This window comes from Cellvibrio sp. QJXJ (assembly GCF_024452345.1).
In the GTDB taxonomy this organism is placed as follows: Bacteria; Pseudomonadota; Gammaproteobacteria; order Pseudomonadales; family Cellvibrionaceae; genus Cellvibrio.
Genome location: NZ_CP101662.1, coordinates 853855 through 879153 on the forward strand (window position 1 = coordinate 853855; position 25299 = coordinate 879153).

A 25299-nucleotide genomic window follows, 5' to 3' on the forward strand; every position below is an offset into this window, starting at 1 on the left:
AGTGGTGCGAGGAAGCGGCAAAAGCGTTGGGGGAATTAATTTCCCCTGATGTTTTTAGTGTGTACATGAAGTGGTTGAGGCAAGGGATTTGTAGGCTGTGGAAAATTGAAGGCGAAAATTATTTAACGTGGGTGATCACGCGAGTCGAGTTGTACCCAAGCGGCGTTAAAGAATTGGTTGTGGAAGTGATCGCCGGGAAAAATGCGCGGGAAATAATGCGCGAGTTTTTGCGAAGGGCTAAAGCGCTGGGTATTGATCGGGCGCGATTTGAAACGCATCACAGTGAAAAAATAGCTCAACGGCTTATAGGCGATTTGGGTTTTAAACGTCGCGCCAGTGTATATGAGGTTAATTTGTGAGTAGTAGTAGCTCAAGCCCAAAAACGACAACGACCACCAGCGATTTGAGAACAACAAATACTCTTAACGCCGGGCTGGGTGGTGATATTTCAGAAGCGCTGGTGGCCGCCGGGAACTACGGTGACACGAGTCTTTACTCGTTATCGGATAACGCCGATAGAAGTATTAATGATTACAGTGATCGCAGTTTTACCGATAACGCGGACAATTCTTTTCGAATGGATTTAGCGGATAACAGTGATCGCCGGGTGACTGACAATAGCGATCACTCGCGCAGGTATGACAGTAGTGTAAGGGATTATAGTGATCGCAGTTTCGAGGATAACTCTGATAATTCCATGAAAGTGGAAATGGACGATAACAGTGATCGAAGTGTTACGGACAACAGCGATAGAAGTCATTATCAAACGTCGGAATTTAGCGATTATTCTGATAACTCAATGACAGTTGAAATGCGCGATGAAAGTGATCGTAGTGTCTACTCATATTCTGACAGTAGCACTACGAATGTGACTGACGGTGGCGCTTTCGAAGTTGTGAAAAATGCCATCGATAAAATGAGTGGCGGCCAGACTGAGGCGCTGGGTGCGGTCACGCAAAGCAGTGGTGACGCATTGGATTTAGTGCGCGATATCGGCGGCAAAGTGATTGATATGCTGGGCGAAAATCAGTTGGAAGTATTGCGAGCAACTAATTCACTGGTGGAGCGTTCGGTAACATCGTCGGCAAATTTAGCGAATCAGTCTTTAAGTCAGGCGATGCAAATTAAGGCGGGGCAGGCGGTCACTGAGCCTGCAAATCAAAATTTACGTGAACTCGCAAAAGTGGCGCTGATTGGTGGCGCAATTTATGCGGGCACAAAAATGCTGGGAAAATAAATGAAAATTTCTTTAGGCCTGAATGAAACAAAAGTTGTAACCGTGAGCGGTGCTCGTTTTTATTATGAATCTGGTGCCGGGCGTATTCGTGTAAAAACAATTAGCTCGGAGCCGGGCGAGTTCGATTTGTCTCCGGGTATGGGTTTTGAAAATAAGCCGGACATGGATAATTTTTTCGCGATTGAGATAACGAATATTCATAGTGGGCAGCAGGATATCGAGTTTATTATTTCGTATCGCGAGGTGTTTGATAATCGCGTGGATTTTGGCGAGTTGCCTATTGATGAATTTGAGCCATTAAAAAAAAGAACCGCTGATCGCTGGTCGTTCATGATGAACCGGTGGTGCGGGAATGGCGGCACGGGTACTTTTGCATGTGTCTCGCTGCGTAATCCGGTGGGTTCAACAAGGAACTGTTGGGTTAGAAAAATTTTTGTTGGTGCTCCAATTGTGGGAAAAATAATTTTATATGCGGCGGCGGATATGGCAGCGGTAGAGGCCAATGCGGCGGTGTCGGGTTTGAATTCTGGTGATTCGGGGCCTGCTGGAAAAAAATCATTTTTTGGGCCGGGTGGCGCCCGCCAGTCAGTAACGGGTAATTTTGTTTGTAATGCTCCGGGGTTTGCGGGTAATCAATTTTTTTATGGTTATAGTTCAGCGGGGTTGACTGTAATTGATCTGGATGAACCGATTAGGCTGGCTCCCGGAAATGGGATATTTGTGATGATGTTTGAGGCTAATGTGCCGGTGTCGGCAAATTTTGAAATTGTAGAGGAAGATATCTAACTGTGAATGGCAAGCTGGTTGCGCTAACGGTGGGAATTTTGGGGGCAGTTGGCGCAGGCTCTTTTTTATTATTGCGAAAAAAAGCCGTGCCAGTTTCCGATAAGCCTGCATCAAGTGTTGGCAATATTTCCGATGGTGCAAAGCTGGTAGAAGTGCCGGAAATTAATATTTCATTTATGAATCAAGTGGTGGACTCAGTGGCCAGTGTTTTACAGCCTCGCGGCATTCGCAATAAAAACCCGCTTAATATTCGCTGGTCATCGGTGAATAACTGGAAGGGGCAGGTGGGTAAGGATTCGGGCGGCTTTTCAATTTTTGATACACCTGAAAATGGCATAAGAGCGGCGGCGCGTATTTTGGATAACTACGCCAAGCGCGGTATTTTCACCCTGGGCGATATTGTGAAAACGTGGGCGCCAGCGGTGGAAAATAATGTGGAAGCGTATACGGCGCATGTGGAAAAAGGAGTGGGCAAATCGCGTAGTACGCGCATTACTCGTGCTGATTATTTGCCGCTGCTGCGTGTGATGATTCAACACGAAAACGGCAAGCAACCCTACACCGATTCGCAAATTCTAGCCGGGATAAATGCAGCATGAGTAAGCCGCAAGTAAACCTAAATATTGACGGGCTGATGTTGATTGGTATCGGCGTTGGTGTGCCGCTATTGGGTTTTATCGGCTACAAACTGTATGGCGCAAAAGAAGCGATAGCGAGCGCTGTTGATAAAGTGAACCCGGCAAGCCAAAACAATTTTGTTAATCAGGGTGTCGAGTCTGTTGGGCAGGCGCTGACAGGCGATAGCAACTGGACATTGGGCGGTTGGGCTTACGAGTGGTCGCACAATGACGACACTACTGTCGATGCGGCGGGCATGGGTTGGGACATAGCCGGGCTAATTGGCAAATTGCAATTACCGGGCATTACACCTGCTGTGCAAGCTGCATCGGCGGCAAAAAAGGTAGAGCCATATGTGAACCCGGCGAACCCCAATAACTTGATTAATCAGGCGGTAACGGGTGCTGTGGGTGATAAAAATATGGCGGCGGCGGGTGATTATTTTTTTGGTGCAATTGATTTATTGAACCCATTTAATGAGTCAGACGAATACGCGCAAAAAGTGTGGGGTATCGAAAAGTGAATCAGATTTTTTTAACGGTGGCGGGTGCTGTGATTGCGGCGTTGGTGGTGGATCAATTGAAAAAGGCGAAGGTGATTGATTGAAAAAATTTAACTGGAAGGGGCGTCGTTTTATTGGTGGCGTGTTGACTGTTGTGTTCATGGCGCTGGGCATTGCCAACCCGGAAATAGCAGCACAGGCGGGCAGTGTGCTTACGTGTGCGGTGGTGGAATGTGATGCCTGAGTATATTGTGACATTGGCGAGTACGTTGATTGGTGGCGGTGCTGTGTGGGGCGCAATACGAACGGAAATTAAATTCCTATGGCGCGATGTGGGTGAGTTGAAAAAACAAGTAGCAGAATTAAAAAAGGCCGCCTAATCAGCGGCCTTTTTTATTGTTAATTAAATCCGGTGTTTTGTTCACCGATAACCGTGCAGGTTATTTTTAGCTGTTCGCTTTTAATCGTTTTATTTTCATTGCCGATAATGTTGCACTCATCAATGGTAACGCCATTGGAAATATCGAAAGTGTTTGAGTCCCCGGACACATCGAGATAATCAATCGACGTCTGAATGTAAACAGTGTTGTTATTGCCGGTAACGTCAATGCCTTTGCGGCTGGTGACAGTGGCGGTGTTGTAGCTGCCGGTAATTTCCAGTTTGCTGGCGGTGCTGTTGACGGTGCCTGTGGGTGTTGTGTTTTTCCCTTCGCTGCTGGTGGATACGTTATTGGATGGCGAGCCGCCACCACCGCCGCCACACGCGGCAAGAGTTGAAAGGGTGAGCGCAATAATTGCGTATTTCATAATCAAATTCCTATTGGTTAGTGTTGCGGGGTGAATTCTAGCAGCCGATTTTCCGGTGGGTAATTTTTTCCTGCGGTTCGTGTTCTGGCTGGCCGTAGGTTTGGATAAAGAGCGGCGTCAGGCGCTCGGGCAATAAGAACTCATGTTTAGTCACTTCGGCCAAGCGCTTGCGGTATTTATCAAGTTCGATCACTTGCGCCGGGGTCGCGCGCGCCTGTAATTCATCCAGTCGCTTATTGATCTGCGGGATCAAGCTCAGCAGGAAGGTCCAGCGCGATAGCGAATAGCTGTACCAGTCCAAATGTTGCCACGCCAGTGCGTGGGTATTGGTTCCGGCCTCCAGGTCGCCGTTGCAATTAAAGAACCAGTGTTCCGGCCAGCGGCTCGGCATGATACGGCGGCGCACCTTGAGCAATAGCAACTCTTGGGCGGCGTGGCTCGGTTTGGTGCGGCCTGCAAGCCAGCGCTGGGCGGTGCGCACAGAAACGCCACAATAATCGGCAATAATCGCCGGGGTGAGTCCAGCGGACTCTATAAACGTGCTCTTGAAAAAATCCATGTATTAACCCTTATTGGTGATTTCAGCGCCAAACGCTTGGCGCCGGGGGCTAATCAGCAAAAAAAATACCGTGGGTTTTTAGATTATTTTTGTATATGGGCATGTTCGCTGCATATACTGAGACCAAGTAGGTCACATTTTGATATTGACAAAACCGTCGTCCCCTCAATGATTGCGCATAATGTATATTATGTTAAATTGTAAAAATGGATGGGGTATCAACAACCGCGTGCACTCCTGTGAGGTTTACACGTGGGAAATGTGGCCATTTCTCCTGGTTATACTTTTTTGCGATGGCACTGCGTTTCTATGAAGCATAAACAACTGTTAGAGCGTTTGTACGCTGAGGTCGAAACAGTCATCTTGAGTAAGCAGCACCCGGTTACCGGACTCTTACCTGCCAGTACGGCAATTACCAGCCACGGCGATTACACCGACGCCTGGGTGCGCGATAACGTGTACTCCATTATCAGCGTCTGGTCGCTAGCGATGGCCTTCAAACACCAAGGCGAAACCTACAAAAGCGATCTGCTCGAGCAATCCACCATAAAACTGATGCGTGGACTATTGCAGTCCATGATGCGCCAGGCCAATAAAGTTGAGGCCTTCAAGCACTCGTTAGATAACGGTGATGCATTACACGCGAAATACGATACTGCCACGGGTTTACCCGTTGTAGCAGATGACGCATGGGGACATTTGCAGATAGATGCAACCTCTGTTTTTCTATTGATGTTGGCACAAATGAGCGCGTCCGGTTTACGGATTGTCTGCACCTACGATGAAGTAGATTTTGTCCAAAATCTTGTTTATTACATCGCCAGTGCTTACCGAACACCCGATTATGGGATTTGGGAGCGTGGCAACAAAGTTAATAATGGTAAAACCGAAATCAATGCCAGTTCTGTAGGAATGGCAAAAGCGGCGCTACAGGCGCTGGATAAATTTAATCTGTTTGGCAAGCATGGCGATCCGCGTGCAACTATTCATGTGATTGCAGATGCAATTTCACTTGCCAGAACCACCCTCACCTCCCTTTTGCCTCGCGAGTCCTTATCAAAGGAAACTGACAGTGCACTGCTCAGCATTATCGGGTTTCCAGCATTTGCCGTTGGTAAAGAAACCCTGGCGACCCAAACCCGCGATTCGATTTTAACCAAGCTCGGCGGAAACTACGGTTGCAAGCGTTTTTTATGGGACGGCCACCAGACTGTGCTGGAAGAAAGCTCACGTATTTATTACGAACACGACGAGCTGGGAAATTTTGCCCATGTAGAATCCGAATGGCCGTTGTTTTTTACTTATCTGTATATCACCGCGTTGTTTGATGGCAGTGAAGCGACAGCAAAATATTATCGTAAAAAACTTGAATCGCTCATGGTGGATGTAAATGGTATAGGTCTATTGCCTGAACTTTATTATTTACCATTGGAAAATGTTGAGGCGGAAAAACGTAATCCACGCTCACAAACACGGGTTCCTAACGAAAATATCCCTTTGGTCTGGGCCCAAAGTTTATTTTTGACCGGGTTAATGCTTGATGAAGGTTTAGTGAGCCCGGATGATCTTGACCCATTAAAAATGCGTCGTCGCTCTACCCGCTTTATTAAATCCAATATTGCGTTGGTTGTGCTCACAGAAAATGAGGCAATTAAACAAAACTTATCCAAGCACGGTGTTATTGCTGAAAGCCTGCAGGATATTAAACCTATGGGAGTGGTATCTGCATCGAGCTTGATGGAGGCTTATGCACATGTCGGTGAAAACAAAGCTTTGGGCTTGACCGGCAGGCCACGTAGACGTGTGCAAAGCTTGGCCTCATCGCAGACCTATGAAATTAATAACAAGGTTTATTTGAGCCTGTCATGGCTGCAAAGTGAACGTGAAGATTATCGTCGGTACGATGCCGAGTGGATTATTGAAACACTCACACAAGAAATTGCATTTATTCACAAGAACTGGTTGAGTTCGGAAGTTGCTGTTTTTACTTTGTTGGTAGATCACCGCCTGAATAAGGTGCCAAACAGTGAATTATTATTTCAAACCTTGCGCAATTATCAATTGCGGAATGAACAAGAATATGTTGGATATGCATCTGCCAATTTGGCTTATCGTGCATCGCGCGTAAATACACTAACCATCCCGCACTTTCATATTCCATCCATGAGCCAACAGGTTTTGGCCAGCTACTCAACAGATGATGCGCTGCAGCCGTCACAGCTTGAGCCGGTTGCCGCCGCATTGCTCGAACATTTTTATACCGAAAGCGACATTATTACTTTTAGAAAGTTTTCGGCCTATGTGAGCACCAAAAAATTAACCGACAACGTGGGCGCAAGTGGCACTGTAATTACACTAAAAGAGTTGATTCGTGACTTTTTCTATCGCTCTCAAAAAATGAACTATTGGCTGTTATCGCGTTTTTGTTTTTCACAGTTAAGTTATACGCTGATTGACCTTGCCGATAGCCTTACATTGCTGGCAGCGCGCAACCTGATTATCTCTGTGGGTGACAATGATCATACAGAAATTAAAGTTGACCAATCATTTTCAAATGCAACTTATTTTGAAAGTGTACGTGAACTTTTTCCAGATTTATTAGAGCGCACCTTGGTGCAAGAATTAATTTCCGGTATTGGCTCGTTAATTCGCGCCGAGCCAAAATTATTTGATGGTTTGCACTCTGTGCAATTACGGAACTTTATGCTGCTCTGCGGCATGGATAAAGGTGATGCTGAAGATGTGAGCATGGTGGAGTGGTTAGGGCTTCAGTCCCCGGCGCGGCTCTATAAAAAAATCCGTGCGATTCTGACATCGCGTAAAAAAGTATTCTCGCAAGAAATTAACCATATTACACCTTACCCTATCCATCATTTGGCAGATCCCAATGATGAAAACTCAATACTTTCTGATGCGGTAGACAATGATTGGCAAGAGTGGCGTACCGCACGTGGCTTGATCACCCATTTTGACGATAACTTCCTGAAAGACATATGGCACAGCCTTATGTTTGCCGAACAGCTGGTATTTTGTAACCCGGATGGCAGTTGTTTTTATTTGGACTGTAAAACCATTCGCCGTTCTATGACGCCCGGCGAAGAAAGTTTTGCCCACCATATCGATCAACTCACCCACCAGCTCTACCCTGCTTTCTATAAATGTGCAGTAATAGAGGCGCTCTATGCCTATACCCAATTCTGTATTACCAACCCACAGGTGCGCTTTCGTGAACCGGTGGTGTTCCTTGAAGTATTAGAGCTAGCTGCTGAGCGCTATATACGTGACCGAAGGGCACCTGTGCATAACCGTGGTGTGGACAGCGACCTGATGATCTTCCTTGAGCAATCCCCCCACATTGTTAACCTTTATGTCACGCTGATTTTTGCGGAGATTACCCAACCCTACTAATCTGTATCCAGAAGCCCTGTGCCGGTATTTACTTTGTAGTTTCTAAGACGCGGTTTTTACGAAATATATAGTGACCGGCCATAGGCTCCCGACAACATAGCGTTTAGAATGCGCCGTCTTGTGGCACTTCACTTTGCTAAAGTTGAGAACTATGAAATTACTGGGGCCAACACTACTTATTCTGGGTGCAATCCTTAATATTCTTGCGCTGTTCATGCTGGTGCCTCTGGCGCTCTCCATTGCCTACAATAGCGACAACCAACTGGCTTTTTTCTCTTCAGCGACCATTACCAGCCTTGTCGGTATTGTTTTTCTTCTGATTGGTAAAAAATCCCGCCTGGATTTTATGCAGCCACGCCAGGTGTTTTTAATTACTAGCGCCGCGTGGACTGGTGTCTCACTGTTTAGCGCACTACCCTTTATTTTGGCTGCCAAACCATTGGGGCTGGCTGACGCGGTATTTGAGGCTGTGTCGGGGGTCACGACTACAGGCTCATCAGTAATGGCAGGCTTGGATTACCTTCCTAAAGATATTCTTTTATGGCGCTCAATGCTGAATTGGATTGGCGGTGTAGGTATTATCGGTATGGCGATTGCCATTCTGCCCTTTCTGCGTGTGGGCGGCATGCGCCTATTTAAGACAGAATCCTCAGATTGGTCTGATAAAGCTATGCCACGAGCACAAAGCTTGATGGCAATGATTATATATTCATATCTTGCGCTTTCCGTTATTTGCTTTTTAGCTTTTTGGCTAGCCGGAATGGATTTCTTTAACGCAATCAACCACGCGATGACTACAGTGTCCACCGGAGGCTTCTCCACTTCCGATAGTTCTTTTGCACAGTTTGAAAGCTTGTTAATCCATTGGATTGCTATTGTGTTTATGCTTGCGGGAGCCTTCCCATTTGTATTGTTTGTACGCTTGCTGGTAAACAAGAAGTTCATTGTATTTAATGACGCCCAAGTGCGTGGTCTACTTTGGATTGTGGCTGTCACTACCATTGCATTGTCATTACAGTTGATTATCAGTGATCAAATGGATCCGCTGCGCGCGGTAACTATGGCCTGCTTTAATCTTGTGTCCGTCATTACAACTACTGGTTTTGCATCGGGCGATTACCAGTTATGGGGCAGTTTATCGTTAGTTGTTTTTTTCTTTGCGACATTCGTAGGTGGCTGCTCTGGCTCCACTACTGGCGGCATAAAAGTATTCCGGTTACAAATATTTGGGGGGCTTGTTAAAGAACAAATCATGACAGCCATACATCCGCGTGCAATCATTAGTCGCCGCTATAACAATCGTTTGATCAGCTCAGAGATTATTGCTTCGTCGATTTCATATATGTTTTTAATGGTGGCCTGTTGGCTGATTATTGCGGTGATTCTAGCGTTAACAGGTCTTGATCTTGTAACCAGTGTTACAGGCTCATTGACAGCTGTAATGAACGTTGGCCCCGGCATGGGCGACATAATTGGGCCTGCGGGCAACTTCTCCAGCCTGAGCGATACCGCAAAGTGGGCCTTGTCTGCCGGAATGCTGCTCGGGCGCCTTGAGTTCTTGACGATAATTGTATTGTTCACCCCTGCATTTTGGCGGGCATAATGATCATTGAAAAAACCCTACGCCGCTTTGCATACCCCATTGGGATTTTATTTCCCTGGTTATTAACACCGCTCGCATTTCTTATTACCGATTACCTGCCAAAAACCAATGTGCCCTTGCTGTACATTGTGATGGTGGTCTTTATTGCCATCAATGTAACAGTGGAATTGGCAATTATTAATGCCCTATCAAGTTTCTTTGCGTTTAGTTTTTTCTTTGCGCCTCCTCATAGATCAATAATGATCCATCAGGATGAAGATCTATTAACGATTCTGTTATTTTTGCTTACTTCAGTGCTTGTTGGTTACATGGCTACCAAACACAAAAAAAATGTTCAAAAAATTCGTATGCGCGAATTTATGACAGACATTGAATTGGAATTGCTCGAAAAACTGCCAAAAGCCCTGAATACCGACGATGTTGTCAATGCCATGCGCGAGGCATTGCAACCGTGGAAAGAAAATTGTGTACTGATTATTCATGGTGATAATTGGGCTACCCACCCAATGATCCGGCGTATGACCAACCTGCGCAAAACTTATCTTGAGGAATTGTTAGAGCTACGCTTAACGCCAGAGATGATTAAAAAAATCCCTGAGCTGGAACAAGAGCATGATGTGTACTTTCTCTATAACACCCGACAAGTTATCGGACTGTTAAAAATTTCTATCGAGAATATTCAATATTTACCCAAAGATATTTTTCTGCTACTTCTGCATCAAGTAAATATATCCTTGGAACGAACACGACTTGCCGCCGATTTGGAAAAGGAAAAAATTGCCAAAGAAAATGAATTACTGCGCTCTGCGCTATTATCCTCGGTATCACACGACTTTCGTACTCCACTAACAACCATGATTGGCGCCACCTCTACGGTAATTGAATTTGGCGATCATTTAAATAAAGAGGAGACAACAGAGCTGTTAAAAACAGTTTTGGAAGAAGCGCAGCGGCTCAATCGATACACACAAAATTTATTGGATATGACCAAGCTTGGTTTTGGTCATCTCCAATTGGAATGTGACTGGGTTGGTGTTGAAGAGATCATCAGTGTTGTTAAAAAACGCCTGAAACCTTTGCTAATACACAATGATTTAAAGTACGACATCAGCCCTAACCTGCCACCGCTGTATGTGCACACCGCCTTCCTTGAACAGGCAATCTTCAATGTTATCGATAATGCAATCAAATTCTCACCCAAGGGCGCCAGCATTGATGTAGATTGCTTTAAAGAACAAGACAAAATAATTATTACGATTTGCGATCAGGGAACAGGCATTCCCGAGGATGAACGTGAAAAGGTATTTGAGCGTTTCCATACGGCCGAAAAAGGTGACAGACGTAGATCTGGCAGCGGCTTGGGCTTAACGATATGCCAGGGTATGATCATGGCTCACGGTGGCAAAGTAAGTATTCATGCTAACCCACGCCGATTGGCCGATAAAAAAAATCCAGGCTGCTGCGTTAGAATCGAACTGCCCATCACTGAAAGCGAAGACAAAAAAGATCAACAAGAGCATTAAACCGCTAAATTTAACAGCGATATAACACTGATTCAGCGCAGTGCTGTTTATACTTTGCCTCACTGCAATGGAGCCATCATGAGTAAAATATTGATTATCGACGATGAACCGCAAATTCGTCGCTTTTTACAAATCGGCCTCACCGCCCAAGGCTATACTATTCTTGAGGCCGATACGGGGCGCCAAGGTTTGGCATTGGCGGCTGAAATTGGCCCGGATTTGATTATTCTGGATATGGGGTTGCCCGATCTGGATGGTCAGGTAGTGCTGAAAAAATTGCGCGACTTTTTCCACCAGCCAATTATTGTGCTCTCTGTACGTAACCGCGAATCTGAAATTGTGCAGGCGCTTGATACTGGCGCCAATGATTACGTAGTGAAACCCTTTGGCATTCAGGAATTGCTGGCCCGTATTCGCGGGTTGATTAAAGCCTTTGGCCCAAGCGTAGAAAGTGTGCATACATTTCAGGATGAGCGGGTAGTGATCGATTTACAAGAGCGTAAATTAACGGTAGATGGAGAGGCTACCAAGCTATCGCGCAAAGAATTTGAATTATTAAAGCGCTTGATTAATAACGCTGGACGTTTGGTAACCCAGCAACAATTGCTGCGCGAAATATGGGGCGGCACTCATGTGGAAGACACCCATTACCTGCGTATTTTTATCGCCCGCTTGCGCACCAAACTCGGTGATGACCCATCCAACCCTCGCTATATCGAAACAGAACCCGGTGTTGGCTATCGCTTTCTCCCTAGCGTAGAAAACTAAGCCCCCGTTGATTCAAATAATCCCCACCAAAATAATTTCATTTGCTCAATTTCTGCAAAAAAACGCGCGACCAATCGGGTCGCGCGCTGACTCAACGTACATCCATTTACACACACAGGGCGATTGCATTGATGGCTAAGCCATAGCTTGCAAAAATAATTTTTAATCTACTGCTAGTTTTCTACTAACGACAAATAGTTCCAACGTTTTCCACCAATCCCGACGATGCCTCACTGATACAGCCGTGGCGATTATTAATAAACTGCGCACCAACCATCATATTATTTACACAGGATGCATCGTTCGCGATCATGCCAGCCCCTCCGGAGCGACTAATCACTACACCGGTAAATGTATTGCCAGTCGCACCTGTCGTCGGGTCATGGTTTACTTGTGCCAGAAAAATTCCATGCTGCACACTGTCGCTTATATGCAAATTGGTAAACGAATTATCCAATGAATCACGCATAAAAATGCCGACCGTTTTATTGTTAGTGATAGTGACATCAAAAAATTTATTATTGTTGAATTTGATATCGGTAGATATCCCAGCAGCTTGATTGTTGTAAAGGTAAATACCGGAAAAACTACTGTCTTCGGTTTCGTAGCCTGCCAAGCCATCAAATTCATTGTCATAAGAGGTGTAATCGCGAATTCGCAAACGGCGACAACCGAGTTCTGTCACCAAGCCGCCCGACATAGCACCAAAAACGACTACCGACTGCACACTGCAATCAATACAGCGGCGAATGCTTATGCCGTTATTGCGCAAAGGAAACTGGTCACTGCAGGGGCCACCCATACATTCTGATGATTGGTTTGCTCTATTACCATCAATCATTAAATCGCTAACGCTCACAAAATGAATTGATCTGCTCGGAACGTTTTCAGTTTGCCCCATCACAATGACAGGTGCGTTAATTCCATCAGCCAGGCGTAGTACTGTTGCGGTACCACGACCACGTAAGGTGACGTGACTTTTATCGAGCACGATGGGATGGGTGCAGGTATAAGTGCCGCTGGTCAACAACACCTCACCGCCAGCCGAAGGCAATTTATTGATTGCATTTTGGATTGCCGTGCAGGTTTTTTCAGTGACCGTTTGCGCTGCAAATGCTGCTGGAGCACTGTTTGCAAGAATCAATAAAAACAAGATCAGAGACTGCCGCATGCTATGAATAAAACTCATAGTTTACCCTCTATAACAACAGGAGAATTTACACTCCTCATGCTTGAAGGCTAGTGCTAAAACACTCTCTCGCAAGAAAAACTGTGGCTTATATTTTAAAAAAATCTAATTATGCTTGGCGCCCAGTTCATCGGTGATAAGACTGTGTATTCTGGAAACACAAAAGGGGCGCAAGGCCCCTTTTGTGTTTCATTTATTAGCGCGGTGAATTACTCAGCGGCAGGTGCTTCTGCTTTTGGCATCAGTGGATTACAGTTTTTAATCGTTACCCGACCTTCCAACAAACTACCCTTTGAATATTCACTAAAAATACAGGTATTAGTTGCCGGGTCGTAGTTTTCGATCCACAGGTTATCGTCTTTCCAGGTTGCCGCCATGTGCATTTGACCCTTGGGAACGTCAATCGACATCACGCCACCAAAGTTCTTTACAAAGTGCTGCTCATAGTGGAAGAAATACATCCCCCAGCCGATGATCAGTATTGTCAGCCCGCCAATGGCGCCCGCTTTCCATTTAAAGTAGCGGCCGATTCCCCAGAAAACAAAAACAGCAACGGCAATAACCGTTATCCAATACAAGTATGTAATCACACTGCATCCCTCTTGTTGATAAGTTAAGCCTTATTCAACAGGGTTTTACGGCCCAGCGCAAGCAAACCCAGTGCAAGCAGGGAAAGTAAACCCAAGCTGCCGCTACCGCCATCATCCTTTTCTGTTATGAGGGTGTTTTTAGGTGGATTAAGGCTGGTTGCAGTATCCGGGTCCGCATTTAACACGACGACATTTTCGATCATTACAAAATTTTGGTCGCTTACCGGTTTTTTCGCTTTGTAATCATCAGCAGAATAATTACGCAAAGGAAGCTCAGTAAAGTCGGAATTAAAGTTGAAACGAGTTACACCTGCGATGGCGAGCACGACATCCATGCCACTGGTCACTTCGCCGAATGCAGTAAAGCCACCATTTTGTCTGTCAAGATTGGATGAATTGTCGGCCAGGTTGATAAACCATTGGTTTGTCGCACTGTTAGCGTTGTTAGGCGTTTTTGCCATAGAAATGGTCGCACGCACGTTGGAATACACAGGTTCATTTTCCACTGCAGCATTTTTTGTGATTGCTTCCAACTTATCTGTGGTGACATATTTAAAACCACCGCCCTGCACAATAAACCCGCTTACTGAGCGATGAATAACCGTATTTGCATAGGCATTAGCATTCACATAGGCCAAAAAGTTGGCGACGGTTTTAGGTGTGGTTTTGTCATAAAGGTTAACTTCAAAATCACCCATCACAGTTTGAAATTGAACTGTAGTAGCGGCTGCTAATTGACTCATCAATACACCAGCGCTCAGGCAAACAGCGGCAATGGTGTGTTTAAGCAAGGTGGAAGGTGCAACTGCAATGGAATTGAAACGCATGGTCGATAAACCTCGATGACAAAATAAATAATGAAAATAATTAATTTTTATAGCTAAGTGGACGTGGTTACACCCAGTTAGGATGACGGCATCTTATCCTGTACTACTCTGGGTACACACCCTAAATTTGTTGGAAATTGTAATAGTTAACGCAGACTCTTCATGTGTTTGATGGGATTTATACATCGTCATCGGTCAGCTTTTTCCAGTGGCCATTAGGCTGAGGAATAACTTCATAGCGCGCCCATTGGCGAAATTCGCTGCGCAAGCAAATCCCGGTGGCATAACCGCCCGCCCCCGCCACCACTTTAAAAATCACTTGGTCTTTATTGGCGTTGGCATGGTTGGCGGCGTCTACGACCTGACGCACGCTCCATAAGTTCCCCAGTTTGCCATTGCTGTAAAAATGCCCGGGAATAATTTGCTCCGGGTGGGTGATGTTTTTTTCTGCGTGTTGCTTTGCCAGCTCCAGTAACTGAGTGAGATTTTCAGCGGTGATATCCACGTAGGAGTTCAGCTGTTCCATCGCTGCAGAAAAATCTTCCTGGGTCAGTTCGAACTGACGCTCAGCAGTAACTGTGGGTTTGGCAATTTGCCGACGGGTTAAATGGGCCGGATAGCGACGCCAAGGGAAAAAAGCATTAAATGCAATAGCCATTGCCATGATGCTGACCACATTGATCAGGATGGGTGCCACTAGATAAAAATATTCGAGCTTGTAGATTTCTGCCCCGCCAATAACGGCGGCAAGTGCCGTGGCGCCGCCGGGAGGATGCATACAGCGCGCATAGTGCATTACCGCTACCGCCAAGCCCACAGCTAAAGCCGGTGTCCAGGTTTGATCCGGCACTAGCTGCTGACAAGTAACCCCCACAAATGCCGACAGCACATGGCCACCAATCACGGCCCAAGGCTGGGACAAGGCACCCTGCGGCACCGCAAACAGCAGCACGGCAGTCGCGCCCATAGAAGTCACCATAATCAGAGTGCCCGCGGTGTGCATAAAACCATCCGGGAAACACCAGCGTGTACCCCAGTAAACCGCCAGAATGCCGAGAAAAGCGCCCAACCCGGAAATCAGTTTTTCACCGTGACGAGTGGTGCTGCGCTCTATACCGAGCAGTAAGCGGGCTTCATGAAACCAGTGTTTGATACTCACAGGGGATACTCCATGCACCAGAAAAGCGCAGAATGCTAGAGGTTTATAGCGCTAACTGCAAATAAGCCTAAACTCAATAGAATGCTTGACCTTCCCATGATGGTAAGCCTTAACCTGATCTCACTAACAGATTATCAGGAGACCACCATGCAGTTATTTCACGTAGAAAACATGACTTGCCAAGGCTGCGCTAACGCGATTACACGCGCCTTACAAGCAGTTGATGCCAATGCCGTCGTTAAAACGTTCCCGCCGATTCGTCAGGTGCGGGTCGAATCAACATTGAGTAATGAGCAATTACTCGGGATTTTTGCGGAGGCCGGTTATCCGGCTCAACCCTTTAGCGAAAAATAGAGAGGCCTATCATGAGTAACTCATCAAGCGAGTTAGATCTGGCAGTTGAAGGTATGACATGTGCCTCCTGTGTTGCCCACGTTGAGCGCGCACTGAGTAGAGTTGAAGGGGTGAACAGCGTCAGTGTCAACCTCGCCACCGAACGAGCGCACCTTACACTTACCCACCCAGTGGCGCTAAACACCCTGGTGGAAAAAGTAGAACAGGCAGGATACAACGCAAAACTGGCGCAAGATGAAGATGCCGGCGACAGTGCCGACCGCCGTGAGCAGGAACACCAGCAATTAACCCACCAGTTCCAGCTGGCGCTCTTGCTCACCTTGCCGGTATTTGTGATGGAGATGGGCAGCCACCTTATTCCCGCCCTGCACCATTGGTTAATGGCCAACCTTGGGCAGTGGAATTGGATAATCCAGGCCGTTTTAACCACCTTGGTGATGTTCGGCCCCGGCCGTGTGTTTTACCTCAAAGGTTTACCTGCCTTGATACGCATGGCGCCAGATATGAACTCGCTGGTCGCCGTAGGCAGCTTGGCCGCGTGGGGCTACTCGCTGGTTGCCACCTTCATTCCAGCCGCCCTGCCCGCCGGTACGGTGAATGTTTACTTTGAAGCCGCCGCCGTGATTGTCACCCTGATTTTGCTGGGGCGATTATTGGAGGCCCGCGCTCGTGGCCGCACCAGCGATGCCATTGCCCAACTGGTAAAACTTCAACCGCACACCGCAACACGTATGGTGGATGGCGCGCAACAAACGCTGGCGATAGATCTCATCCAACCCGGCGACACCTTGCTCGTACGCCCCGGCGAACGTATCCCGCTGGATGGCACAGTGACCGAAGGCAGTTCCTTTGTGGATGAATCCATGATGACCGGTGAACCTATGCCGGTGAGTAAAATTGCAGGCGCCGAAGTGATTGGCGGCACACTCAATAGCACCGGCTCCTTCCAGTACCGCGTCACCAAAACCGGTAAGGACACCATGCTGGCGCAAATTATCCAGCTGGTGGAAGCGGCACAGGGTTCAAAACTGCCAATTCAAGCATTGGTGGATCAAATCACCCGCTGGTTTGTGCCGGCGGTGATGCTAGTGGCGCTGCTCACGTTTATCGTTTGGATGTTTTTTGGCCCCGAGCCCGCGCTCGGTTTTGCACTGGTGAATGCCGTGGCGGTACTGATTATCGCCTGCCCTTGTGCTATGGGTTTAGCTACACCCACTTCGATTATGGTGGGCACCGGCCGCGCCGCGAACCTTGGTTTGTTATTTCGTCGCGGTGCGGCGCTGCAATCCCTCGCCGAAGTAAAAACTATCGCCTTTGATAAAACCGGCACTCTAACGATGGGCCAACCACAATTGACAGATTTTATCGTCGCTTACGGGTTTGAAAAAAATGCCGTGCTGGCGCTGGTTGCAGCGGCAGAACAACACTCGGAACACCCGATAGCAACAGCGTTGGTAACCGCAGCCGCCACCGAAAAAGTAACGCTCGGCACGCTGGAATCCTTTGAGGCGATGGCCGGTTACGGATTAAAAGCACAAGTGTCTGGCAATGAAATTTATATTGGTGCTGATCGCTTGTTTGAAAAACTCGAGATTGATCTGGCGGTATTCAGTACCAAGGCCCAGCAATTAGCCAGCGACGGCAAAACGCCAATTTATGTTGCCGTTAATAATCAAATTGCCGCCGTGATGGCACTGGCCGACACCATTAAACCCGGCACCGCTGGGGCGTTAAGCGCATTGCATGCACTTGGTTTTAAAGTGGCGATGATTACCGGTGACAACCGCCGCACCGCCGAAGTGATTGCTAAACAATTAAATATAGATGTGGTGATCGCCGAAGTATTGCCCGATCAAAAAGTTTCCGCGGTAAAACAATTGCGCAGCGAGCATGGCGCTATCGCCTATGTGGGCGATGGTATTAACGATGCGCCAGCGCTTGCCGAAGCGGACCTGGGGCTGGCGATTGGTACCGGAACCGACATCGCCATTGAAAGCGCCGATCTGATTTTGGTGAGCGGCGATATTGAAGGCGTACCCAAAAGTATTGCGCTGGCGCGTGCCACTATGCGTAACATTAAGCAAAATTTATTTTGGGCTTTTGCTTACAATGTGGCGTTAATTCCACTCGCCGCCGGTATTGCCTACCCTGCATTTGGAGTGCTGTTATCTCCCATGCTTGCAGCGGGCGCTATGGCGCTGTCCAGTGTATTTGTAGTGACTAACGCCTTGCGTCTGCGCAATTGGCAAGCACCGATTAGCGGCCACCAAAAGGGCAAATAACTATGTATCAAATCAATTCATCAAACCTGGAATTGGCAAGTGCACACGCGCAGGGTTTGCATACCATTGGCGATGCCGCAAAACTGACTGGTGTCAGTGCAAAAATGATTCGTCATTATGAAACGCTCGGCTTAATCACACCCACCGATCGCACGCAAGCGAATTACCGAGTTTATCAAACGCGGGAGATTCACCTGTTGCGTTTTATTAAAAGCGCGCGGGATTTAGGCTTCTCCATGAAACAAATCGCCCAGCTGTCCAGCCTGTGGAAAGACGAAGCACGCAGCAGTGCCGATGTAAAAAAACTGGCGATGGAACATATTGATGAAATGGATGAACGTATTCACGCGCTGCAACAAATGCGTAACGCGCTGAGCGATTTAGCGAATCGCTGCCAGGGCGATGACCGTCCCGACTGCCCAATTTTAGATGGCCTTTCTTGTTGCCATCAACAGGCGCAACAGCAACAGTAACGTGCTAAAAAATGAGAAAGTCATAAGGTGAAAAGATGAATCCAAACTTAAAAAAAATCGCGCTGCTATTACTACTCGCCAGTAGTTTATTAATCAGCGCCTGTAGCAGCACAGCACCCCAAAACTCATTAATGCCCGTGCAAACCGCGCTTGAGCAAAACTTTCCCGGTGCTAGTTTAGACGCGGATCACACAGTGAGTTCTTCAACAAAAGAACCCTTGCAACTAACCGATGCCATACAACTACTGTTAAGTCATTCGCCACAAGTGCGTATGCAGCTTGCACAATTAGGTATTGCCGATGCACAACAACTCCAAGCCGAATTAATTAGTAACCCACATATTTCCATCGGTGCCATGCGCCCTGAAGGTGGTGGGCGCTGGCAATTAGAAACGGGATTAAGTCAACCTCTGCTGGAATTATTTACTCGCCCGCTGCGCCGTCAATTAGCGCAAGACAATCTGCTGCGTGCACAATTGCAACTGCAAGCTGAGTTGCAGGAATTAGTAGTGCAAACCCAATCGCACTATTACAGCGCTCTCGCTGCCGCCCAGCATTTACAGATCCAAACCCAAGTATTAGACGCAGCCAAAGCGCAAATGCAACTGGCGCTCAGCCTCTATCGTGCGGGCAATATGGCAGAAAACCAATTTTTGTATTACGACAATGAATTGCGCCGCGTGCAACAACAATTTAATCAACGCCAATTAGCGGCAAAAAATGCACGATTAACTTTACTCAATTTTATCGGCCTACCCAGCACCAACGCACTCACCTTGCCTACACAATTGCCCGTACTGCAACCGGAAACATTTGCCCGAGATCAGTTAATGGCTGAGGCCAATAGCCATAGGTTGGATAATAAAATTATTCAGCAACAATTAACGCTGGCCAGCAAACGCCGTACATTGCTAGCAAGAGAAAATGGCTGGCGCGATATTAGTGTGGGTATTAATGCGGAGCGAGAGGCGGATGGCGGAAAAAATATCGGCCCGGAAGTGGAATTTGCATTGCCAATTTTTAATCGCAACCAAGGAAAATTGGCGGCTTTGGATGCGCAAGTCGCACAACTGCAAGCCAAATTACAACAGCATGAATTGGCGGCGGATGTGGAAATAGCACAAGCGCTGCTGGCCCTCGAAACTGCACAAACACAGCTGGCGTTAATCACACAGAGTTTACAGGTGGCGGAAAAACGTACCGCGCTCGCTCAGCGCGAAGTCAATTTTATGCTCACCAGCCCGTTTGAACTATTGGAGATTAAACGCAATGAAATCCAATTGGCCCACGACTACACCAAAGAGTTAAAAAATTATTGGCTGGCGCGCAGCCAATTGGAATTATCCATCGGCAAAACATTGCCTATTTCCACTGGAAAACCAGATCACTCGCAAATGAATCATTCCAAAATGGATCATTCCAAAATGGATCATTCAAAGATGAACCATTCAGAGATGGATCATTCCAAAATGGATCACTCAACAATGAACCATGCAGAAATGGATCATTCCAGTCATCAATCTCACAGCGACCACTCAGATAAAAACACCAGCGAAGAGCAGGAGCATCAACATGATTAATCGCCGCAATTTACTGCTCGGCAGCGCCGCCGGTTTGGTGGCCGCGAGTTTGCCCTTACAGGCGCAAGTGGATCACTCCCAACATCAAATGCCAACACCGGCAGAGCCCAAAGTGGACCACTCACAGCATCAATCTACAAAAAAAGTAGTACGCAAAAGCACCAAAGATATTCCTGCCGTCAGCACACAAAAACCAGAATTAACGGCACTGGGCTATCGCCCGGTAATCACGCCTAATGGCCGCACCCTACCCTATCGCATGAACAATGGCGTAAAAGAATTTCATTTAATCGCCGAAGAAATTGAGCACGAATTTGCGCCGGGTTCAAAAATCAAAGCTTGGGGTTACAACGGCAGCACACCAGGACCAACGATTGAAGCAGTTGAAGGCGACCAGGTGCGAATTTATGTCACCAATAAATTGCCCGAGCATACCAGCATCCACTGGCACGGTATTTTATTGCCCTGGGGCATGGATGGGGTAAGTGGTTTAACCCAAGCGCCGATTAAACCGGGCGAAACATTTGTCTATGAATTCACCCTACAACAACACGGCACCCATATGTATCACCCACATGCGGACGAAATGGTGCAGCTCGCCACCGGCATGATGGGCATGTTTATTATTCACCCCAAAGAAATCACCAAGCCCGAAGTGGATCGCGATTATGTCGTGCTGTTGCATAACTGGGCGGTACACCCGGGCACCTATAGACCCGACCCAAGCGTCATGACGGAATTTAATTTGTGGACGATGAACAGCAAAGTGTTTCCGGCGATTGAATCCATGGTCGGCCAAACCGGTGAACGCATTCGTATTCGCATCGGTAATTTATCTATGTGGAATCACCCGATTCATTTACACGGTGTGCAATTTACAGTGACTGGTTCTGATGGTGGCCGCTGGCCAGAAAACCAATGGCGCAGTGAGGTGACTGAAATTGTGGGTGTGGGTCAAACCCGCGATATTGAATTTGTTGGCGTACCGGGTGATTGGGCGTTTCACTGCCACATGAGTCATCACACTATGAATGCCATGGGCCACGATGTGCCCAATATGCTCGGCGTAAAACAACCCAGCGCACAAATTAATAAAGTGCTGCCGGGTTATATGGCGATGGGCGAGCATGGCATGGCTGAGCATCAGGAACATGTGGACATGGGACATATGCCCGGCCCGGAAAATACCTTGCCGATGATGATGGGCGAAGGCCGCTACGGCAAACTGGAAATGGGCGGTATGTTTTCCATGATTCGCGTGCGCGACGCACTAGGTGAGCAAGCGGATATGTACCTGCCACCCGCAGGCACCCAAGCCAAAAAAGTGGATAAGGTGCCCAGCGATATTCCCACTTAAAAACTTATCAACGCGTATTACCGAACCTCTGTGTCACCGCTGGTGACACAGAGGTTTTTTTATTTGCTGGTGAAGTGTTAATAAATGTCTACATACGTCAATTCAGACTGCCTTGGGGGCGTCACTCCCCTATAATCCTGCCTGACTATAACTACAAATAGACGAACGTCGATCCAATACACTTAACCCTTTTTCATAATCAGAACCAGCGTGAGAGACTCATGAAAAAACGCCCACTCGGTATTCCTTTTTCGCATTATCTTTATCGGTCACAAAGCTCAATGAAACCAGCCGTCTGGTTCACAACCTCCATAGCAGCACTGGTATTACTAACCGGCTGCGGCGACAAAACCACCAATACAACAACAGACAACAGCGCGCACAGCAGCAGCGCCGTTAGCAGTGTTGCGTTGAACATTACCCGCATCACCCCCGAAGACGCCAAAAAAACCGCCGCGACCATTGAGTCGCAAGTGGAATTAAAACTTGCAGATGGCATTACTGGCGAACTCTGGGCCTCTGAAAAATTAATGGGCGATACCGTGGCCATCCATGTGGATGACAAAGGCCGCATTTGGGCGGGCATCACCCAACGCAGTAACAATTCTGAATTTGATATTCGTGGCTATGCCGACTGGGAGCACCCTTCCGTTGCGTTTAGAAATATTGAAGACCGCCGTGCATTCCTCAAAGCAGAATTGGCACCGGAAAAAAGTGCACAAAACAAACGCATTCCTGATCGCAACAAAGATGGCAGCCATGACTGGCGCGACTTGACGGTCATGAAAGAGTCGGTTGTTCGCCTGGAAGATACGTCCGGCAGTGGCAAAGCCGATTTTGCGCAAACCGTGGTGGAAGGTTTTAATACGGAAGTCACCGATGTGATCGGTGGTATGTATTACAGCGATTTGTTGGATGAATTATTTGTCAACATCGCACCTGATTTCTGGAAGCTGAAAGACACCAATGGCGATGGCCAGATGGACGAGAAAAAATCCCTCGCCCATGGTTTTGCCGTGCACATTGGTTTTAGTGGCCATGGTATGTCCGGCGCGATGATGGGGCCAGACGGAAAAATGTATTACAGCATGGGCGATGTCGGTACGGTTGTTACCGATGCTACAGGTAAAACCTGGGATTATCAGGATCAAGGCGTGATTGTGCGCAGCGAACCGGACGGCAGTAATTTCGAAGTCTTTGCCCACGGTCTGCGCAATATTTATGAATTTTCGTTCGACAAATACGGCAACTTTATCAGCGTGGATAACGACGGCGATCACGTCGGTGAATATGAGCGTGTAGTGCATTTGATTGAAGGGTCCGACACCGGCTGGCGTATTAACTGGCAGCTGGGTAAATACAAAGACCCTAAAAACAACAGCTACAAACCCTGGATGGATGAAAACTATTACACCCCGCGCTTTAAAGACCAGGCCGCGCATATTCTTCCACCAGTCGCGCCTTATTACGCAGGCCCCACCGGTATGACCTATAACCCCGGCACCGCGTTTAACGATAAGTGGAAAGATCACTTCTTTGTGGTGGAGTTTGTCGGTTCAGCGGCACGCGCCGGTATTAATGCGTTTACCCTGAAACCCAAAGGCGCCAGTTTTGAATTGGATAAGGATGAAAATATTTTCCGCGGTGTACTCGCGACCGGTTTGGATTTCGGCCCGGACGGTGCCATGTACATGAGCGACTGGATTGAAGGTTGGGGTTTAAAACAAAAAGGCCGTGTATGGAAATTGGATACACCGGACACCGCAGGCAATGCAATCCGCACCGAAACCCAAGCGCTACTTGCAGAAGATTTACGCCAACGTAGCGCCGACGATTTAGCAACATTGTTAAGCCATGTAGACATGCGCGTGCGTCAAAAAGCGCAATTTATTTTGGTCGATAAAAACGAGCGCAGCGTGTTGGAAACCCAAGCGCAAACCGCAACAGACGAATTTGCGCGCATCCATGCCATTTGGGGCCTTGGGCAATTATTGCGTAAAGATGCCAGTGTCGATGCCGTGTTGATTGCTTTATTAAAAGATGCCAACAGTGAAATGCGCGCGCAAGCCGCCAAAGTATTGGGCGATGCCAATCACGCACCGGCCACTGAATCATTATTGCCGTTGTTGAGCGATGAAAATCCACGCGCGCAACTTTATGCGGCACAAGCCTTGGGTCGCATTGGCGATAAAACTGCTATCGCGCCTATAGTTGCTATGCTCGCGGCCAACAAGGATGAAGATGTGTATTTGCGACAAGCCGGTGCCATCGCCCTGGCACGTATTGGTGATGATGCGGCGCTTGGTGAATTGGCAACACACTCATCGGAAGCTGTACGTATTGCTGCCGTGGTTGCATTAAAACAAATGGCCAGCCCTACCCTCGCCGCTTTTCTTAATGACAAGAGCGAATACGTCGTGACTAATGCCGCACGCGCCATTAGCGATGACACTTTAGTGACCGACGCCCTGCCCGCCCTGGCAGCTTATTTGGATAAACCCACGTTTACCAACGAGCAATTATTACGTCGTGTCATCAACGCGAACGTTTATGCCAAAAGTGCAACCAACACTACCGCCGACAATGCTGAACGTTTAATTCGTTTTGCGTCACAGCAAAAAATGGCCGGTGTTCTGCGCGCCGAAGCGATCCATGCCTTGGCAAGCTGGGGTGAAACCTCCGCCTATGACCGTGTGACCGGTGCTTATCGCGGCGCCGTAAAACACCCGGAAAGTGAAGCAATTGCAGCACTGAGTGCTAACTACAACAATCTCCTGGCGGACAGTGACGCAGAGGTGCGCGAAGCCACTGTGCATGCAATTGCCGGTTTAAATATCCGCGCAGCCAAAAATAATTTGGTTACCCAACTAAGCAAAGATCCTGCACCTGAAGCACGTATCGCCGCGCTACACACACTGAAAAAATTCTCGGTCGATAATATCGGGGATCTGGTTTTTGTCGCCATGAAAGATAAAGACCAAAGTGTACGCATGGCGGCACTGGCCATGGTTCCCGAGCTGGATTTACCGGTACAACAAGTGGTGGAAATGCACAGCCTGTTGTTGAAAAACGGCACCACCGGTGAACAGCAAGCAGCACTCCTGTCGCTGGTCAATGTAGAAGCACCGGAAGCGGTTGTGGTATTTAAAGATCAAATGACCCAGCTGATCGCCGGAAAAATTGCACCGGAAGTGCAGCTGGAATTAATTACAGCTGTGGAAAAAATTAAAGCACCGGAATTAACCGAACTGCTCACCACTTACCAAAACAGCAAAGACAAAACCAACCCACTGGATATGTTCCGCGAATCTTTGTACGGCGGTGATGCAGAAAAAGGCATGAATATTTTCCGCTACAGCAATACCGCACAATGTGTGCGCTGCCATATGGTGGGAACTCGCGGCGCCAATGTCGGCCCGAACTTAACGACCATTGCCAAAACCCTGTCACGCGAACAATTACTGCAAGCGTTGGTTGACCCGGGTGCACGTGTGGCACCAGGTTTCGGCCCGGTATCCGGTATGCCACCCATGGGTATGTTGTTAAAAGCGGATGAGATTCGCGATGTGGTGGCCTACCTGTCTACACTCACTGAGGAGGTACAGGAAGGGCATTAATTTCACACTAACTCTCGTTATTTATTTTTATCCCTCGGCTAAACCGGGGGATTTTTTTAT

The 25299-nt window shown here is 47.6% G+C and carries 23 protein-coding genes; 17 read left to right on the top strand and 6 right to left on the bottom strand.

What is annotated here, in order from left to right; translation table 11 throughout:
- Positions 1 to 26: 26 nt before the first annotated feature.
- From NNX04_RS03695 to NNX04_RS03725, 7 genes are all read left to right on the top strand, one after another.
- Positions 27 to 359, top strand: coding sequence for a hypothetical protein (locus NNX04_RS03695; protein WP_261947551.1), 333 nt, complete (start codon positions 27 to 29; stop codon positions 357 to 359).
- Positions 356 to 1237: a hypothetical protein gene (locus NNX04_RS03700; protein WP_261947552.1), complete on the top strand. Its 882-nt coding sequence runs from the start codon at positions 356 to 358 to the stop codon at positions 1235 to 1237. Before NNX04_RS03695 ends, NNX04_RS03700 begins: the two co-directional genes overlap by 4 nt.
- A complete protein-coding gene (locus NNX04_RS03705; RefSeq protein ID WP_261947553.1) occupies positions 1238 to 2023 on the top strand; it encodes a hypothetical protein in 786 nt (261 codons plus the stop codon).
- Positions 2024 to 2025: 2 nt separating this feature from the next.
- Complete coding sequence (locus NNX04_RS03710) at positions 2026 to 2622, top strand: hypothetical protein (protein WP_261947554.1); 597 nt, start codon at positions 2026 to 2028, stop codon at positions 2620 to 2622.
- Positions 2619 to 3164: a hypothetical protein gene (locus tag NNX04_RS03715; RefSeq protein WP_261947555.1), complete on the top strand. Its 546-nt coding sequence runs from the start codon at positions 2619 to 2621 to the stop codon at positions 3162 to 3164. Before NNX04_RS03710 ends, NNX04_RS03715 begins: the two co-directional genes overlap by 4 nt.
- A gap of 79 nt (positions 3165 to 3243) precedes the next feature.
- Positions 3244 to 3387, top strand: coding sequence for a hypothetical protein (locus NNX04_RS03720; RefSeq protein WP_261947556.1), 144 nt, complete (start codon positions 3244 to 3246; stop codon positions 3385 to 3387).
- The gene (locus NNX04_RS03725) at positions 3380 to 3523 is read left to right on the top strand and encodes a hypothetical protein (protein WP_261947557.1); all 144 of its coding nucleotides are present in this window, start codon (positions 3380 to 3382) and stop codon (positions 3521 to 3523) included. The genes NNX04_RS03720 and NNX04_RS03725 overlap by 8 nt, the downstream gene beginning before the upstream one ends.
- 19 nt (positions 3524 to 3542) lie before the next feature.
- Here NNX04_RS03725 and NNX04_RS03730 read toward each other — a convergent pair whose 3' ends face one another.
- Together NNX04_RS03730 and NNX04_RS03735 are read right to left on the bottom strand one after the other, a co-directional pair.
- Positions 3543 to 3950 carry a DUF3060 domain-containing protein gene (locus tag NNX04_RS03730; RefSeq protein WP_261947558.1) on the bottom strand — a complete coding sequence of 136 codons (408 nt, stop codon included), beginning with the start codon at positions 3948 to 3950 and terminating at the stop codon, positions 3543 to 3545.
- Between the two features lie 37 nt (positions 3951 to 3987).
- Positions 3988 to 4509: a hypothetical protein gene (locus NNX04_RS03735; protein ID WP_261947559.1), complete on the bottom strand. Its 522-nt coding sequence runs from the start codon at positions 4507 to 4509 to the stop codon at positions 3988 to 3990.
- Positions 4510 to 4818: 309 nt separating this feature from the next.
- On the opposite strand from NNX04_RS03735, the gene NNX04_RS03740 reads away from it, so the two are divergent.
- The 4 genes from NNX04_RS03740 to NNX04_RS03755 all read left to right on the top strand — a co-directional run bounded on the left by NNX04_RS03740 (position 4819) and on the right by NNX04_RS03755 (position 11811).
- Positions 4819 to 7917, top strand: coding sequence for a glycoside hydrolase family 15 protein (locus NNX04_RS03740; RefSeq protein ID WP_007641267.1), 3099 nt, complete (start codon positions 4819 to 4821; stop codon positions 7915 to 7917).
- A 151-nt stretch (positions 7918 to 8068) separates the two neighbouring features.
- Positions 8069 to 9520 carry a TrkH family potassium uptake protein gene (locus tag NNX04_RS03745; RefSeq protein ID WP_261947560.1) on the top strand — a complete coding sequence of 484 codons (1452 nt, stop codon included), beginning with the start codon at positions 8069 to 8071 and terminating at the stop codon, positions 9518 to 9520.
- Positions 9520 to 11043, top strand: coding sequence for an ATP-binding protein (locus tag NNX04_RS03750; protein ID WP_261947561.1), 1524 nt, complete (start codon positions 9520 to 9522; stop codon positions 11041 to 11043). Before NNX04_RS03745 ends, NNX04_RS03750 begins: the two co-directional genes overlap by 1 nt.
- 78 nt (positions 11044 to 11121) lie before the next feature.
- Positions 11122 to 11811 carry a response regulator gene (locus NNX04_RS03755; RefSeq protein ID WP_007641264.1) on the top strand — a complete coding sequence of 230 codons (690 nt, stop codon included), beginning with the start codon at positions 11122 to 11124 and terminating at the stop codon, positions 11809 to 11811.
- 184 nt (positions 11812 to 11995) lie between these two features.
- Here NNX04_RS03755 and NNX04_RS03760 read toward each other — a convergent pair whose 3' ends face one another.
- From NNX04_RS03760 to NNX04_RS03775, 4 genes are all read right to left on the bottom strand, one after another.
- Entirely contained in the window at positions 11996 to 13000 is a 1005-nt protein-coding gene (locus NNX04_RS03760) for a right-handed parallel beta-helix repeat-containing protein (protein ID WP_151057746.1), read from the bottom strand.
- Between the two features lie 209 nt (positions 13001 to 13209).
- Complete coding sequence (locus tag NNX04_RS03765; RefSeq protein ID WP_191966433.1) at positions 13210 to 13590, bottom strand: hypothetical protein; 381 nt, start codon at positions 13588 to 13590, stop codon at positions 13210 to 13212.
- Between the two features lie 23 nt (positions 13591 to 13613).
- Positions 13614 to 14417, bottom strand: coding sequence for a peptidylprolyl isomerase (locus NNX04_RS03770; RefSeq protein ID WP_151057744.1), 804 nt, complete (start codon positions 14415 to 14417; stop codon positions 13614 to 13616).
- Positions 14418 to 14595: 178 nt separating this feature from the next.
- Positions 14596 to 15576 (bottom strand): HPP family protein, encoded by a 981-nt coding sequence (locus NNX04_RS03775; protein WP_261947562.1) that lies wholly within the window; start codon positions 15574 to 15576, stop codon positions 14596 to 14598.
- 147 nt (positions 15577 to 15723) lie between these two features.
- Here NNX04_RS03775 and NNX04_RS03780 point away from each other — a divergent pair, with 147 nt between their 5' ends.
- The 6 genes from NNX04_RS03780 to NNX04_RS03810 all read left to right on the top strand — a co-directional run bounded on the left by NNX04_RS03780 (position 15724) and on the right by NNX04_RS03810 (position 25239).
- The gene (locus NNX04_RS03780; protein WP_040391709.1) at positions 15724 to 15930 is read left to right on the top strand and encodes a heavy-metal-associated domain-containing protein; all 207 of its coding nucleotides are present in this window, start codon (positions 15724 to 15726) and stop codon (positions 15928 to 15930) included.
- Positions 15931 to 15941: 11 nt separating this feature from the next.
- Positions 15942 to 18212, top strand: a complete 2271-nt coding sequence (locus NNX04_RS03785; RefSeq protein ID WP_261947563.1) for a heavy metal translocating P-type ATPase — start codon at positions 15942 to 15944, stop codon at positions 18210 to 18212.
- 2 nt (positions 18213 to 18214) lie between these two features.
- Complete coding sequence (gene cueR, locus NNX04_RS03790) at positions 18215 to 18685, top strand: Cu(I)-responsive transcriptional regulator (RefSeq protein WP_261947564.1); 471 nt, start codon at positions 18215 to 18217, stop codon at positions 18683 to 18685.
- A gap of 35 nt (positions 18686 to 18720) precedes the next feature.
- Complete coding sequence (locus NNX04_RS03795; protein WP_315973074.1) at positions 18721 to 20265, top strand: TolC family protein; 1545 nt, start codon at positions 18721 to 18723, stop codon at positions 20263 to 20265.
- Positions 20258 to 21622 (top strand): multicopper oxidase family protein, encoded by a 1365-nt coding sequence (locus NNX04_RS03805; RefSeq protein ID WP_261947565.1) that lies wholly within the window; start codon positions 20258 to 20260, stop codon positions 21620 to 21622. Before NNX04_RS03795 ends, NNX04_RS03805 begins: the two co-directional genes overlap by 8 nt.
- Before the next feature lie 221 nt (positions 21623 to 21843).
- A complete protein-coding gene (locus NNX04_RS03810; RefSeq protein WP_261947566.1) occupies positions 21844 to 25239 on the top strand; it encodes a HEAT repeat domain-containing protein in 3396 nt (1131 codons plus the stop codon).
- Positions 25240 to 25299: the final 60 nt, after the last annotated feature.